Raw genomic sequence first — 14,818 nt, forward strand, 5'->3', positions numbered from 1 at the left:
AAGAATTAAAATACAAGATTAAACTTTGGAATATGTATTACAATGATTTAGAACATTGTGCCTTAAACGGTCTAACTCCTAATCAAGCCCTTGGTTTGAGGGTGCAAAATGTATGTGTTTAAAACAAAACAAAAATACGCAAACTTTCTGCGTATTTAAATTTAAAATATTTTATTCTTTTCTTAAAGCTGTAATAGGATCCAGTTGAGCTGCCTTACGAGCCGGATAAATTCCAAAAATTAAACCTACAAGTAAAGAAAATCCTATACCAATAAAAATGCCTTGAAGCGCGATTAAATTCCCTAAATCAAAACCCATATAGATTGCAATTTCACCAGCTAAAAAAGTTAAGCCTGTACCTAAAATAACCCCGATTAAACCACCGATTAAAGTTAAAAATAATGCCTCCCATAAAAATTGCCATAAAATATTAGATTGCGTAGCGCCAACCGATTTGCGCAAACCAATTTCATACGTTCTTTCTGAAACTGAAACATACATAATATTCATAATCCCTACCCCACCAACCAATAAGGAAATCATAGCTATGGCTAATAATAATAAATTAACCGCACCAGTAATCTGGTCTAAAATATCCATCGCCTGATCGGACGTCATAACTTCAAAATCAGCCTTATTCTCATCTGTAATTTCATGCTGTTCCATAATAATTTGTTTTAGTTCGATCGCTGTAGTTTCTGCTTGCGATGTATCATACATATAAGCTAAAATCATTTGGATATGATCAACTCCCATGATTAATTTTTGTAAGGTTCGAACTGGCACAAAAATTATTTCATCCATTTTCATTGGACCCATCGCCCCTTGCTTTTCCATAACACCAATCACTTGAAAATTATGTTTACCAATTCTTATCCTTTCTCCGATGGCATCACCTTGACCGAATAATTCCTCTTTAATATCCCTACCAATAACTGCTACTCGAGTTAAAGATTTATCTTCTTCATCGGTAAAAGGACGACCCTGCTCAATTTGAGGTTTATATAAATCAAAACCAGTTGCCGAAATACCAAATAGCATTGTCGCCTTATCTTTACCCTGGTAAGAAGTAACTGCCTGACCTAATAAACCAACATAATAATCTCGAATATTGGGATGCTCCGCTACTACTTCGGCATCTTTCATTGTCAAAGTTGTAATTGTAGAACTATTCATTTGCGAGACTCGAGAATCTTTAGGTACTCGTGGTTCAATATCAATATAGTCTGTGCCAAACATTTCCATTTGGCCAGCCAAATAATTTTCAAATCCTTGCCCCAAGTTAATAACTAAAATGATAGCCAACACTCCAATAGTTAAACCCAAGACAGTTAAAGCTGCCCTAACTTTATGGGCTATAATAGCTTGATAAGAAATTTTAATTGTTCTAATTAAAGTCATAAATTATTCATAACGTAAAGATTCAACTGGCTGTAAATCAGCCGCCCTTTTGGCTGGATACCAACCAAATAAAGTCCCCGTTAAGGCTGAAACACCAACCCCCAATAAAATAGACGATAAAGTAATTACAAAACTCCAACTATAATCTAAATAATGAGCTATTGCTGCTATTAAACCTGAAATCAAAACGCCAATTAAAATTCCAACCACTCCACCCAAAACTGTAACCGTAATTGATTCAGTTAAAAATTGTTCTTGAATATCTTTTGATCGCGCGCCGACTGCCTTGCGTAAACCAATCTCCTGGGTTCTTTCATTAACTGAAACTAACATAATATTCATAATCCCTACACCACCAACTACTAAAGAAACAGCCGCGATGATGGCTAAAAAATATTTTAAGGCATTGGTAATATTACTTAAAGTTTCAATAAAATTAGCTACTGTATAAACCGTAAAATCATCTTGACTTGGATCATCAATATTGTGTTGTTGACGTAAAATATCTTTAATTTGCTGTTCAACAAAAGGCACATCTTGCTCACTATTTAATTTCATAGCAATACTATGTAAATGATTAATGCCAAAAATTAATTTTTGAGCAGCGCCTATGGGTATAACCACGACACTATCTTGATTTTCAAAACCAACCGATCCCCTCTTTTCCAACGTACCGATCACCCTAAAAGTTTCTTTTTTAATTTTTATTTTTTTACCGATTGGGTTGTCATCACCAAAAAAATCTTGAGCTAATTGCCAACCAATAACTGCCACGCGAACAACACCATCTTCATCGGCTTTTGTAAAAAAACTTCCCTTAACTAAATCGATTGATTCAACATTTAAATAAGACGCATCGGCGCCGATAACTTTAGTGCTGATATTTTCATTATGATATTTAACCATAGCAGTACCTTCAACATATGAGCTAATATATTTAACTTCTAAAATTTTAGCTAAAGCCTGAGCATCTTTTTTCTTTAAAGTCGTCACCTGAATACCATAAACCGAAGCTGGCGGTCCATCATCATCTGCATAGCCAGGCGTAACACTCACCACGTCCGTACCTAAAACACTAATTTGATTTAAAATTAAACTTTGAGCGCCGGCCCCAACCGACATAATAATAATAACAGCGGCAACACCAATCACAATGCTCAACATAGTCAATGAAGTTCTTTTTTTATTTAATTTTAAACTTTTAAAAGCTAAATGAATTAATCTAGCTAAATGCATATTATTTAATTAAACCCTCTTTAATTTGAGTTCTCTTAACAACACCTTCATCGGCTACTACTTGACCATCTTTTAAATTAATAATCCTCTTGGCTGTTTGAGCAGTATATATTTCATGAGTTACCATAATAATTGTTTTACCTTGCTGATTCAGATTATCAATAATTTCCATAATTTGCTGACCAGACTTTGAATCTAAATTACCAGTTGGCTCATCGGCAAAGATAACATCTGGATTGTTAACTAAGGCTCGCGCGATAGCTACCCGCTGTTTTTCGCCGCCTGATAATTGATTTGAAAAATAATTTAATCGGTGCTCTAAACCAACGGCAGTTAAAGCTTGTGTGGCGGCTTTAATTTTGTCGACCGAATCTTGAGTGTATTGTAAAGGCAAAATAACATTATCTAAAACTGTGGTCCTTGGCAATAAATTAAATGTCTGAAAAACAAAGCCTAATTTTTTATTACGCAAAAGTGCTAATTTATCATCGTCAAAATCTTTAGTCGCCTGACCATCAAAAAAATATTCACCCTCAGTCGGTCGATCTAAAAAACTTAATATATGCATTAAGGTTGATTTACCAGAACCAGAAGGTCCCATGATAGCCACAAATTCACCCTGTTGGATGGTAAAACTAATACCATGCAAAACTTTAGTAACTACTTCTTCATTTTCAAATTGTTTATAAATATCTTGCAGAACAATTAAATCTTTAGCCATAAAATTAATATTATTTTATAAAAAAACTTCCTTCATCTCACCTCCTAACCAGAGGCAGAAGATGAAAATAAAAAAGGAAGTTAATGATTATTAAATTTAGTTATCTTTAATAAAAGTAATAACCTCTTGGCCAACCTCTAAGCCTGAAATAATTTCCATATAATTATCGCCGCGTAAACCAGTGACAACTTCTTTTTGAATAACTTCTTTATTTTCTAAAATATCGACTACCTTATCACCATTACGTTGTTTAATTGCTCGAATTGGTATTTGTAAAACATTTTCTTTGCGAGCTGTTTCGATAATACTATTAGCGGTCATCCCTGGTTTAACACTTTGAATGTCATTATCAAATTGAATTTTAATACCATAATAAACCACATCTTGAATGACTGTTTCCGCTGGATCAATAAAACTAACACTCCCTTGAAAAATCTGCTCTTCGCCATAAGCATCTAAAGTAATTTCTACCGGATCACCAATATCAATTTTAATGATATCAGATTCTGGCACGTCAGCTTTAATTTCTAAACCCGATTTGGCAATCAAAGAAATCACCGGACTCCCAACCGTTATTTGTTCTCCAATCTCATAATTTATTTTAGTAATTACGCCAGACATTGGACTTTTGATTAAAGCATTTTCATAATTAATCTGAGCTAGCTCTAAATTAGTGCGTGCCTCTTTAATACGACTCAAATAAGCTGCTAAATCAACACTTCTGGCTGGAGCTTGTTTTAATTCTAAATTAGCCTGAGCTGATTCTAAGGCCACTTGTTTAATTTCAATTAAATTCGCATAGGTCCGTTCATTATTTTCGGCTATTTGACGCATTTTATCTAAATTAGCCACAGCCTTATCATGAGCTGACCGGTAAGAGGCTGAATAAGTTTGATAATTTAATTCAGCGGTTTGTACGGCTTGTTCGCTCGTTGCCAAAGCTACAATAGCGGTATTTAAGTTGGTTCGCTCACTATCAACCGAGCCTTTTAATGTTTGTAATTCTGCTTCAGTAAAACCACTAGCTGAAATAGTATAGTTTAATAAAGTTTTAATTCGATCTAAAGCCGTAGCTACCAAACTCATAGCTGATTCTACTGTGTCTAGGGTTGCTTGTATTTCATCGTGAGTTGATGTTGAATTTAAAATTTCCAAAACTGGTTCCAGGTCATCATATTTTTCAACGGCTTGATTATAACTATTAATAGCATTAATTTTAGTTTGAATATTTCTTACACCTAAATAATTTTCAAATTCATCATTCACCCCGGGATTATCTTCGCCCAAAACGTTATCGCATTCAGTTAAAGCCGAACTAATAACAATTCCCGAATTCTTTAAAGTATTGTGCAAATCAACATAACTATCATCAACTAATTGATTATAGTAAGTCGTATAATTATTTAAATCTGACTCGGCTTTATCTACATCTATTTCGGCTTGCAAGATATTGTTTTGATCGGTTTTTAAGGTGTTTTGATAATCAACTTGAGCTTTATTTAATTCAGCTTGAACCGTTTTAACTTGAACTTGAGCTACTTTAATCTCTTCGTCACTCACTCCGGCTATTTTAAGATTATATTCAGCTTGAGCAGAATTTAAATTAGCCTCAGCCTGTTGAATGTTGTTTAATAAATCCGGCGCTTTTAAAGAAGCTAAAACCTGATCTAATTCAACCTCTTGACCTTCTTGAAACTTAATCTCTTCTAATTGTCCACTAGTTTTAAAACTTAAATTGATAGCTGTAGCTGATTCAACCGTGCCAGTAATTGAAACGCTTTGTATTAAATCAGCTTTTTCAGCTTTAACTGTTTGATAACTAACTTTATTTTTATTTTGTTTAGCCCAAAGACCACCTAAAACTATCAAAACAAAAAATAGAATTAAAATAATTAAAACAATTTTAGCTCTTTTTTTCATAACATTGGGATTTAAAAATTAATTCTTGCCAGCGCTGATCTATTTCTGATTGAATCTCTTGAATTACCGTCTGATTATTTTTAGCAAACAAATGATTAAAACGACCCTGAAGTTTTAAAAATTCTTCAATTTTAATTTTCTGGCTCGGTTGATAATTTATTTTGTACTGACCATTTATAATTTCGTATAACGGCCAAAAACGAGTTTCCACCGCTAGTTTGGAAATTTCCATTGCCATATCAGACGGAAACTTCCAATTTAAAGTGCAAGGAGATAAAACATTTAAAAAAGTCGGGCCAGGTGTTTTTAAAGCTCTTTCAGCTTTATTATATAAATCTATCCAATTATGTGGCCCAGCTTGAGCAATATATTTAATGCCATGAGCCGCAACAATTTCAACTATGTTTTTTCTAAACTCCATTTTACCGCAACACTTTTTACCCGAGGGGGTGGTGGTCGTAGCAGCGCCACGTGGCGTAGCTGAGGAACGTTGACCGCCAGTATTCATATAACCTTCATTATCATAACAAACATATAAGAAATCATGACCTCGTTCTAAAGCGCCAGATAAAGATTGTAAACCAATATCATAGGTTCCACCATCGCCAGCAAAAGCCACAAATTTTATTTCTTTTTTAATTTGGCCTTTCTTTTTTAAACTTTTATAAGCTGCTTCAACACCAGAAATTGTTGCTGCCACATTTTCAAAAGCATTATGAATCCATGGCACATTCCAAGCTGTAAAAGGATAAATGGTTGAAGTAACTTCAGCGCAGGAAGTCGCATTGGCAACTACCACGTCTGAATCACAAGCTGCTAAAACTGTCCGAATGATATTGGGGATAGCACAACCAGCACATGTCCGATGACCTGCGACTAAACGATTTTGTTTTTTAATTTTTTGCGTAAGCGTTTTTAAATCCATTTTTACTTTCTTAAATTAATATATTTTTCTTGTTGATTAATTTTACCTGACATTAAATCTTTAAAAACTTGATTAATATCTTTATCGTAAATATCGCGACCACCCAGACCATAAACATAACTTTGTAATAACGGTCGTTTTTTCTCATGATATAAACTTGATTTAATATCGGTGTATAAACTTGCCTGAGCACCAAAGGACATGGCCCGATCTAGAACAGCCACCGCTTTTTTATTTTTCAAGACTTGAGCCATAGCTTGATAAGGGAAGGGTCGATATAAAACTGGTTTTAAAATTCCAACCTTGTGACCCTGTTTTCTTAAATCATCAACCACCTCTTTAGCCGTACCAGCTGTTGAACCCATAACAATCATCACATAGTCAGCATCTTTAACTTTATATTCTTCAAATATTTTGTAATTAGTTTGAGTGATTTTTTTCAATTCTCCAGCTATTTTTTTAAAATTGGACACCACTTTTTTCATGGCCTGCTGTTGTTGATATTTAATTTCAAAATAATAATTAGGCAAAGCCAATGGTCCATAGGAAACAGGATCTTGCGTATTAAATAAAGAAAATTCTGCTTTGTATTGACCTAAAAACTTTTTAATAATTTTATCATTAAAAATTTTAACATTTTCCACGTTGTGTGAAGTAAAAAAACCGTCTAACATTACCATAACTGGTAATCTAACTTCTGAAGCTTCAGCTAATCTGACAGCTAATAACATATTTTCGTAAGCTTCTTGAGCTGTTTCAGAATATAGCTGAACCCAACCGGCTTCACGCAAACCAATTGAATCTGAGTGGTCACCGTGCACATTAATTGGCGCCGATAAAGCGCGACCAGCCACTGCCATGACAATTGGCAAACGTAAACCTGAAGCGGCCCATAAAATTTCTGCCATTAAAGCTAGGCCTTGTGAAGCCGTAGCTGTCATGGCTCGCGTGCCAGCTGCTGAAGCGCCAACCACAATACTTAAAGCCGAATGTTCTGATTCTGGTAAAACTAATTCTGTGTCAACTAAACCATCGGCTTTGATTTGCGCAAAAGTTTCAATAATTGGCGTCTGTGGCGTAATGGGATAAGCGCACATCACCTCAGGATTAACCTGTCGCATGGCTTCAGCCACAGCCGCGCCACCAGTTAGCGCCTTTTCTTTAAAATTATTTTGTGTTTTTTTGAACATGAGAATTTTTATTATCTTTAATCATTTTAATTGCTTGAACTGGACAAATTTGAGCACACAAACCACAACCTTTGCAATAATCTAAATCCACTTTATCGCGCTTACCTTGTTTAATTAAAATACAATTTTCTGGACAAAAGTAAACACATTGCAGACAGTGAATACATTTTGCTTCGTCAAAATCAGGCTTAAAAGTTCGCCATGAGCCGGTTTTATATTTTAAACTTGAGTCCTGCTTTTGTTTTAAAACAGCGCCCCTTTTTAATTCATTTGATGATTTTAATTTTTCTATTGACATGATTTTAAATATATGCTAAGATTAAAATAACAACTTTAAAAATTGATTGAGGGAGGTAAAATGGTCTGGCTTTTACACTGGTTCTTAAAAACTTTCCATGGATCAACTGATATCGGCAAACCTTCTTACGCTAAAAAAGCGAGGAGAAGAAAAAAGAAATAAATTTATTCGGGGGTAAATATTTCCCCTAAGAAGAGGTCCCAAAAAGGATCTCTCTTTTATTTTTTAAAATTATATCCTTTTTCGATTGCTGTTAAATTCGATTGAATAAATTCTTCTTTACCCTTGTGTTTAAATTCCTGTTGAACTATTTTTTTAAAAGAGTTAATTTTAACTACCTTAGTTAATTGAATTAAATAAGCTAATAAAACTGTATTGGGTTTGTTTGTTTTTATAGTCTCTAGGGCTATCCCCGTGGCTGGCAAAGTTTTAACTTGACCCTTAATTTGATATTGTTTTTTTATTTCAATAATTGTCTGATCAGTGTTAATAATTACCAGGGTTTCTGGTCCAACACCTTGATTAATATCAACTACTTCAATTAAATTTGGGTCTAAAATCACAACCACATCTGGTTGAACAACTGGATAGTGTTTTCTGATTTCTTTTTTATCAATTCTAACATTTGATACTACTGGCGCCCCTGATCGTTCTGGTCCATACTCGGGAAAAGCCTGAATAAATTTACCTTCGGTTAAAGCAGTTTCAGCTAAAAGCTGAGCTGCCAATTTAGCTCCCTGACCCGCGCGACCATGAATTCTAACTTCAAACATAAAATTATTTATTTTTATATTTTTTATAATCTTGCCATTTTTTACCAGATTTAAAATTTACTATTTCCTTGGTTAAATCTTTTGGATAATTTTTATAAAAGCCAACCCTATAATCTTTTTTAAAATTTAATTTAATACGACCAGCTTTTAAACTGATACTCGGATAATATCTTGGCCTACCAATAATATCAAAAACATTCTCAAAGGTTTCAAAGGCTAATTTTTCTTCATCTAGGCGATTACTGTCAACCTCCGCTAAAAGCAAAAGTGAAATTACAACCGAAAACGACAATAAAAGTGTGACTAATTTTTCAACAAAACCCTCGTCGCAAGTTAAAAATAATAAACCAATAATAATCGAGGCTAAGGTTAATAATGTTGTCCAATAAACTGAAGTAATAATTTTAGGAGCAACAATTCTGATTTGTTGTCTGGTCTTTCTCATGTCTGAAATATTGCTCATCATAATATTAAAAGTCTGTGTTTCTTTTTGGTTAATAACTTTAACACTTGAAGCTGTTTGAATTAATTCATTAAATTCTTGTGCAGTCTTATCAGTGTAATTAGTTAAATCATAATCAAATCCTTTAATTAAATATTTGTCTATTTTATCTATAATTGACTTAACTTTTCTTTTATCTATTAATTTAACTAAACTAAATAAATTAATTAAATTACCAGTTTCGTTAGTAACTAAACGTTGTAATTCAAAATAATTATTCATAGCAGCTGTTACCAAAAAACCAATTAAAATACTATATAATAGAGCAGTTGCATTTAAAATATTTCCTATGTCTGATTTAATAATTTGAGCTGGAACTATAATTAAAACAAGCAATAAACAAAAAGCTATATAAAAAAACTTAGTAATTAAGTTGTACTTACTATTTTTAATCATATTTTTATATAATATTTAAATATGTTTAATCTTAATAGCCTGAACCGGACACATTTCTTCGGCTTGTTTAGAACAACCCAATTCTTTTATATCTGATTTTTTAACTTGAGCCTTACCGTCGCTAGCTATTTCAAAATTTTCAGGACAAATGGCAGCACAACTGCCACAACCTATACATTTTTCTTTATCAATTTCAATTTTAAAACTCATATGATTATATTAATAAAAAAATTAATTAATAAAATTATTCTAAGCCCTCTTCTTTTAAAATTTCCCAACGGCTTTTTAAATCTTCTTCAATTTCAACCACATCGTCGTCATCGGTAATTAATTCTTGATCAGAATATTCATCCATTAATTCTTCAATTAAAGCTTCGTATTCTTCTCGACCAAAGGTACCCTCAATTTTCATGCGTTCTTTAATTTTGGCAAAAATTTCATTGCTTATTTGTGACATATAAAAATATGATTAATAATCTTAATTTATATTATAACAAAAATTTAAAAAAATAAAAATAGTTTATCAATAATAAACTACTTTTAAACTAAAAAATATTTTTATTCTAAACTCCCTGATTGACACTTCTCGTGATAAAAAGCCCATTCTTCGCATTCTGAGCCATCTTCAAATAAACAATAACCAACTTGACCTTCGTCTGTGTCTCTAATTTCTAGGGTTCCACCTTGTTCTTTACAATAAACTGAAGCAGGATTAGCTAGTTCAACTTTTTCAAAACAATAACAATTACAATTTTCGAAACCCGGCATAGTGCATGGACCCAAATCAACATAATTTTCTTTAGCAACTGACGGCTGTAAACATTCTCCCACGCCAAAACCTTTTTTAACACATTTATCCTGACAACTTATAAAAGTATCAAAAGTTTTAGGTTGACAACCAGTAATCAACAACGTTATACCTAAAATCAAGATGATAAATGTTAATTGTAAAATTTTATTTCTCATATTTATTTGTAATTGGTTGTTTGTTGTCAGTTATTAGTTGTTAGTTAATTTGGCTCCGCGGGCCGGGCTCGAACCGGCAACCTACTGGTTAACAGCCAGTTGCTCTACCATTGAGCTACCGCGGAATAAGAATAACTTACAATTTACAACTAACAACTTACAACCCATTAATCATTTTTTTTATTTCAAGATAATAGTTTAGCAAAAATTATTTTAATTTGCAACCCCTCTTGTTTATAATTATTATTAGCCATTAAACTATTAATTACAATTAATATCCTCCCAATTTTTCAACCCCCTTCAAGTCTTTAATTCTTTCTAAAGACTTAGCTTCAATTTGACGAATTCTTTCTCTGGTTACTCCGAATTCCTCACCCACTTCTTCTAGGGTGTGTGAAATGCCATCATTTAAACCAAAACGCATTTCTAATATTTTTTGTTCACGCGGAGTTAATTCTGATAAAATTTTCCTGACATAATCGCGTAATAATTTCATTGAAGCTAATTGCATGGGTGTAATAGCTTTTTCATCTTTAACAAAATCCGCCAAAGTTGTATCTTCGCTATCATCGTCACCCACTGATGTTTCCAAAGAAATTGTACTTTGAGAAATTTTCATAATATAACGAATCTTTTCAATATCTTCTTTCATTTCAGCAGCTATTTCTTCTGGTAAAGGATCACGACCCAATGCCCGAGTTAATTCACTTTGAATTTTTTTGAAAGAATTAATATCTTCCACCATGTGAACTGGGATACGAATCGTTCGAGAATGATCAGCTAGTGACCGAGTAATACTTTGACGAATCCACCAATGAGCATAAGTTGAAAATTTATAACCCTTACTGGCATCAAATTTTTCCACTGCTCTAAATAACCCCATATTGCCCTCTTGAATTAAATCTAACAATGGCAAACCATAGCCAACAAATCTTTTAGCGATTGATACCACTAAACGCAAATTCGCTTCAACTAATTTTTGACGAGCATCTTCGTCGCCCAAATCCTTTAATTTAGCGAGCTTAATTTCTTCTTTGGTGGTTAATAATGGAATGCGACCGATTTCTTTTAAATATAATTGAATTGAATCAGGATAATTTTTAACCGTATTTAATTTGGGTGCTTTAACTGATTTTTTTTCTTCTTCTTTAACTAATTTATTTTTTTCAATTTTAAAAGTCGGGGCTGGTGTATCTAAAAAGCTTGAACTCGACTCAATTATTTCAATCCCCGCTAATTCTAAACTGTCTAAAAATTTTTCGTATTCTGGAATGTAATCTTCAATATCTGGCAAAGTGTATAAAATTTCATTTTCTGAAATAAAACCCCGATTACGCGCTTTTTTTAATAAAACCGTTGCCCGCTCCTCAGGCCATAAAACTTTTTTGTAAAATCGACGTTTAGTTTCGTTTTTAACTTGAGTTGATTGCGGTTGTTTCTTTTTAATTTTGGATCGAGATTTGACCTTAAACGCTCCTCGGTCCAAAGATTTAACTTTTTTCTTGGGCTGAGTTTTGGCTGATTTAGCAATGCGTGTCTTGATTTTAGGTTTAATGGTTTTTTTAACTCGACGCAACGTTTTTTTAGACAACTCTTTTGAGGTTGTTAGCATAAATATATTGAAAATATAAATTATAAAAAATAGCTAATTTAAACTGGCCAACTCTTGAGCTAGTTGGTTGAATTGTTTAAATAATTCGTTTAGTTGTTCTTCATCTCCGTCTTCTTCGGTTTTTTTTATTTTTAATTCAATTTGACGTAATTGATCTTGAATAAATATCTTTTGCAAATCTTGGCTAATTTTTAAAATTTCTGATTTTAATTCACGTTCATCCCATTCATTAAAATTTTCTTTAGCTACTAATAAATTTAAAACATCTAAATAATTTTGTTCATCCTGATTTAACAATTGACAAAAATTTTTCTGATTAAATAAATCCTCATTAATTACCTCTTGTTTATTATAATACTCATTTAAGATTTTAACAATGCCTTCTAGCTGAGTATAGCCCTCAAACATCTGCCAATCGAAATTTTGAATTAAATTATGGCGTAATTTAGGATATTTAATTAACATAGCCAAATATCTTTCCATTAAGCTTAATTGGCGATTGGTATTTTTAAATTTTTCTACCACCATTGGTTTGGATGTTTGTTTGCTGTTAAATTTTTCTAAAATTTCAAACAAAGACTCAATTCTAACTTCAATTTTGTCAGCTATTTTTTTTAACCAAAACTCCTGATCGATTTTATTATTAAGTTGTGCAATAATTGGCAATAAAATTTTACTAGCCTGTTTACGATTTTCAACCTGAGACAAATCTTTATCTTTAAAAGCTATGTCAAAATAATGTTCCATAATTGGTCGGGCCTGTTGAATTGATTCTTGCCACAATTTAACATCTTGTTGAATACATTCGTCGGGATCTTTGCCTGCTTTAAGTTGAATAATTTTAACGTTTAAATTTTCCTGCCAAGCATTAGCAATTCCACGTTTAGTTGCTTCTTGCCCAGCCAAATCGACATCAAAGGCTAAAGCGATATTTTCGGCATAACGCTTGATAAGTTTAATTTGATCTAAGGTTAAAGCTGTTCCACTGGCAGCAACGACATTTTTAATTCCCGCCTGATGCGAAGCCAAAACATCCATTTGTCCCTCAACAATGATAGCTAATTTTTCTTCTCGAATATATTTTTTAGCCTTGTCTAAACCATATAAAATTTTGCTTTTATTAAAAATTGACGTTTCTGGTGTATTAACATATTTAGCTGACTCATTGGGATCTAAAGTTCGCCCAGTAAAACCAACCATATTTCCATGTGTGTCTTGAATTGGAAACATAATCCGATTTCTAAAACGATCATAATATTTTTGCCCATTTTTAGATAAAGCCAAACCAGCTCTTTGAATATCTATTTCTAAAAAATCTTTTGTTTTTAAAGCTTTAACTAAAGAATCCCAACTCTCGGGCGCAAAACCTAATTTAAATTCTTGGATAGTTTGATCTGATAAATTACGTTGCTTTAAATATTCACGCGCTTTCTCGGCTTGTGCAGTTTTTAATAAAACTTGATGATAAAAATTGGCAGCCTGAGAGCACACGTCCATCAATTGCGTACGTTGATTGACCACCTCTGGATTATCACGTTTAATTTCTACACCAGCTTTGTTGGCTAAAATTTTTAAAGCCTCGGCGAATTCAATGCCTTCAATTTTTTTAATAAATTCGAACATATCTCCGCCAGCGCCACAACCAAAACAATGCCAAATTTGACGATCAGGTGAAACAAAAAAAGACGGCGTTTTTTCTTTATGAAATGGACAAGGTGATTTCCAGTTCGCGCCGACCTGTTTTAAATTAGGTACGTATTCACGCACGACATCAATTAAATCCAATTTGTTTTTTATTTCATCAACGGTTTCTGACATAAATTATAAATTATCAAGTGGGCTTTTAACTCGCGACAAAACATTGGCCGCCACCTGAGTATAAATTTGAGTAGTCTTTAAATTTTTATGGCCCAACAATTCCTGGATATATCTTATATCATTTCCCGCTTCAAGTAAATGGGTAGCAAAAGAATGACGTAAAGTGTGACAAGAAACTGATTTACAGATACCGGCTAATTTGGCCGCGTCTCTAACTATTTTTTCGGCACTAGTCGGACTTAAATGCTTATTTTCGCCCCGACTAGTAAACAAAAAATCATTAGCGTTTTTAAGTTTAAATTGATTTTTTAATTCTGGGATGAGCTTGTTAGCTAAATTAACATATCTGTCCTTACGACCTTTGCCAGCCACAACCTTTAACACTTTTCTATCTAAATCAATATCTCGCATTTTAATTTTAATTACCTCACTAACCCTTAAGCCTGTGGCATACATTAAAGATATTAAAAATTTATGCTTACGATTTTGAGTTAAATCAATCATTTTTTTAATTTCGGCCTGGCTCAAGACTGTGGGTAATTTTTTATCTTTTTTAACATGCTTAATTTTATAAAAAAATCGCCTATTTAATATCTGTTTATAATAAAATTTCAGAGAATTAATAATTAAATTTAAAGTTGAGCTAGATAAATTTTTTTTAATTAAAAAATCTAAATATCTCTTAATGTCTTCATTGTTGATATCTCTTGGATTTTTGCTTGCATAATTTAAAAAATTCTTGTTATAATAAAGATAGGCTTTTATAGTTCTAGGACTAAAACCTCGTAATTTTAATTCGCGCTCCAACTTTAACATTGGATCTTGACTTGGATAATAATTTTGACTTTGTTTCATAACCTCATTATGATTTAAAATTTATACTAATATTTTAGCATAAATAAAGGTCTAATTCAACGAGTTTGTATAAACCCTGTTCTGCGAAATAATTTAAAAATCTCCTTTAATGAAAACAATTTATTTATTCCTCTCTCGCATATGAATAAACAAACTAAGGAAAATTTAATCCGGCGCGCTATGGATGAAGCTGAAAAAGGAATAA

Annotated in this window: 15 protein-coding genes and 1 tRNA gene; all 16 read right to left on the bottom strand. The window is 32.6% G+C overall.

What is annotated here, in order from left to right:
- Window positions 1-171: 171 nt before the first annotated feature.
- Entirely contained in the window at window positions 172-1,401 is a 1,230-nt protein-coding gene (locus tag PHS07_04055; GenBank protein ID MDD4607468.1) for an ABC transporter permease, read from the bottom strand.
- A gap of 3 nt (window positions 1,402-1,404) precedes the next feature.
- A complete protein-coding gene (locus PHS07_04060; protein ID MDD4607469.1) occupies window positions 1,405-2,637 on the bottom strand; it encodes an ABC transporter permease in 1,233 nt (410 codons plus the stop codon).
- A 1-nt stretch (window position 2,638) separates the two neighbouring features.
- Entirely contained in the window at window positions 2,639-3,358 is a 720-nt protein-coding gene (locus PHS07_04065) for an ABC transporter ATP-binding protein (protein MDD4607470.1), read from the bottom strand.
- A gap of 96 nt (window positions 3,359-3,454) precedes the next feature.
- Entirely contained in the window at window positions 3,455-5,278 is a 1,824-nt protein-coding gene (locus PHS07_04070) for an efflux RND transporter periplasmic adaptor subunit (protein ID MDD4607471.1), read from the bottom strand.
- Window positions 5,262-6,203, bottom strand: a complete 942-nt coding sequence (locus PHS07_04075) for a thiamine pyrophosphate-dependent enzyme (GenBank protein MDD4607472.1) — start codon at window positions 6,201-6,203, stop codon at window positions 5,262-5,264. The genes PHS07_04070 and PHS07_04075 overlap by 17 nt, the downstream gene beginning before the upstream one ends.
- Before the next feature lie 2 nt (window positions 6,204-6,205).
- On the bottom strand, window positions 6,206-7,393 hold the full coding sequence (gene porA, locus PHS07_04080) for a pyruvate ferredoxin oxidoreductase (GenBank protein MDD4607473.1): 1,188 nt from the start codon (window positions 7,391-7,393) through the stop codon (window positions 6,206-6,208).
- On the bottom strand, window positions 7,371-7,691 hold the full coding sequence (locus PHS07_04085) for a 4Fe-4S binding protein (protein MDD4607474.1): 321 nt from the start codon (window positions 7,689-7,691) through the stop codon (window positions 7,371-7,373). Before PHS07_04085 ends, porA begins: the two co-directional genes overlap by 23 nt.
- A gap of 218 nt (window positions 7,692-7,909) precedes the next feature.
- Window positions 7,910-8,464, bottom strand: a complete 555-nt coding sequence (locus PHS07_04090; protein ID MDD4607475.1) for a 2-oxoacid:acceptor oxidoreductase family protein — start codon at window positions 8,462-8,464, stop codon at window positions 7,910-7,912.
- Window positions 8,465-8,468: 4 nt separating this feature from the next.
- Window positions 8,469-9,362, bottom strand: a complete 894-nt coding sequence (locus PHS07_04095; protein MDD4607476.1) for a hypothetical protein — start codon at window positions 9,360-9,362, stop codon at window positions 8,469-8,471.
- Window positions 9,363-9,377: 15 nt separating this feature from the next.
- Window positions 9,378-9,572, bottom strand: a complete 195-nt coding sequence (locus PHS07_04100; GenBank protein MDD4607477.1) for a ferredoxin — start codon at window positions 9,570-9,572, stop codon at window positions 9,378-9,380.
- Window positions 9,573-9,606: 34 nt separating this feature from the next.
- Window positions 9,607-9,819 carry a hypothetical protein gene (locus PHS07_04105; protein ID MDD4607478.1) on the bottom strand — a complete coding sequence of 71 codons (213 nt, stop codon included), beginning with the start codon at window positions 9,817-9,819 and terminating at the stop codon, window positions 9,607-9,609.
- A 101-nt stretch (window positions 9,820-9,920) separates the two neighbouring features.
- Window positions 9,921-10,328 (bottom strand): DUF333 domain-containing protein, encoded by a 408-nt coding sequence (locus PHS07_04110; protein ID MDD4607479.1) that lies wholly within the window; start codon window positions 10,326-10,328, stop codon window positions 9,921-9,923.
- Between the two features lie 50 nt (window positions 10,329-10,378).
- A tRNA-Asn gene (locus PHS07_04115) sits at window positions 10,379-10,453 on the bottom strand.
- A gap of 146 nt (window positions 10,454-10,599) precedes the next feature.
- Window positions 10,600-11,940, bottom strand: coding sequence for a sigma-70 family RNA polymerase sigma factor (locus PHS07_04120; protein ID MDD4607480.1), 1,341 nt, complete (start codon window positions 11,938-11,940; stop codon window positions 10,600-10,602).
- A 33-nt stretch (window positions 11,941-11,973) separates the two neighbouring features.
- Window positions 11,974-13,758, bottom strand: coding sequence for a DNA primase (gene dnaG / locus PHS07_04125; GenBank protein ID MDD4607481.1), 1,785 nt, complete (start codon window positions 13,756-13,758; stop codon window positions 11,974-11,976).
- Window positions 13,759-13,761: 3 nt separating this feature from the next.
- Window positions 13,762-14,613: a tyrosine-type recombinase/integrase gene (locus PHS07_04130; GenBank protein ID MDD4607482.1), complete on the bottom strand. Its 852-nt coding sequence runs from the start codon at window positions 14,611-14,613 to the stop codon at window positions 13,762-13,764.
- Window positions 14,614-14,818: the final 205 nt, after the last annotated feature.

The organism is Patescibacteria group bacterium (genome assembly GCA_028707495.1).
Classification (GTDB): domain Bacteria; phylum Patescibacteriota; class Patescibacteriia; order UBA2591; family JAQWAS01; genus JAQWAS01.

Coding starts and splice junctions, on each gene's coding strand:
- PHS07_04055 (MDD4607468.1), bottom strand. CDS start 1,401: ATGACTTTAATTAGAACAATTAAAATTTCTTATCAAGCTATTATAGCC.
- PHS07_04060 (MDD4607469.1), bottom strand. CDS start 2,637: ATGCATTTAGCTAGATTAATTCATTTAGCTTTTAAAAGTTTAAAATTA.
- PHS07_04110 (MDD4607479.1), bottom strand. CDS start 10,328: ATGAGAAATAAAATTTTACAATTAACATTTATCATCTTGATTTTAGGT.
- PHS07_04105 (MDD4607478.1), bottom strand. CDS start 9,819: ATGTCACAAATAAGCAATGAAATTTTTGCCAAAATTAAAGAACGCATG.
- porA (MDD4607473.1), bottom strand. CDS start 7,393: ATGTTCAAAAAAACACAAAATAATTTTAAAGAAAAGGCGCTAACTGGT.
- PHS07_04090 (MDD4607475.1), bottom strand. CDS start 8,464: ATGTTTGAAGTTAGAATTCATGGTCGCGCGGGTCAGGGAGCTAAATTG.
- PHS07_04120 (MDD4607480.1), bottom strand. CDS start 11,940: ATGCTAACAACCTCAAAAGAGTTGTCTAAAAAAACGTTGCGTCGAGTT.
- PHS07_04075 (MDD4607472.1), bottom strand. CDS start 6,203: ATGGATTTAAAAACGCTTACGCAAAAAATTAAAAAACAAAATCGTTTA.
- PHS07_04070 (MDD4607471.1), bottom strand. CDS start 5,278: ATGAAAAAAAGAGCTAAAATTGTTTTAATTATTTTAATTCTATTTTTT.
- PHS07_04095 (MDD4607476.1), bottom strand. CDS start 9,362: ATGATTAAAAATAGTAAGTACAACTTAATTACTAAGTTTTTTTATATA.
- PHS07_04130 (MDD4607482.1), bottom strand. CDS start 14,613: ATGAAACAAAGTCAAAATTATTATCCAAGTCAAGATCCAATGTTAAAG.
- dnaG (MDD4607481.1), bottom strand. CDS start 13,758: ATGTCAGAAACCGTTGATGAAATAAAAAACAAATTGGATTTAATTGAT.
- PHS07_04100 (MDD4607477.1), bottom strand. CDS start 9,572: ATGAGTTTTAAAATTGAAATTGATAAAGAAAAATGTATAGGTTGTGGC.
- PHS07_04085 (MDD4607474.1), bottom strand. CDS start 7,691: ATGTCAATAGAAAAATTAAAATCATCAAATGAATTAAAAAGGGGCGCT.
- PHS07_04065 (MDD4607470.1), bottom strand. CDS start 3,358: ATGGCTAAAGATTTAATTGTTCTGCAAGATATTTATAAACAATTTGAA.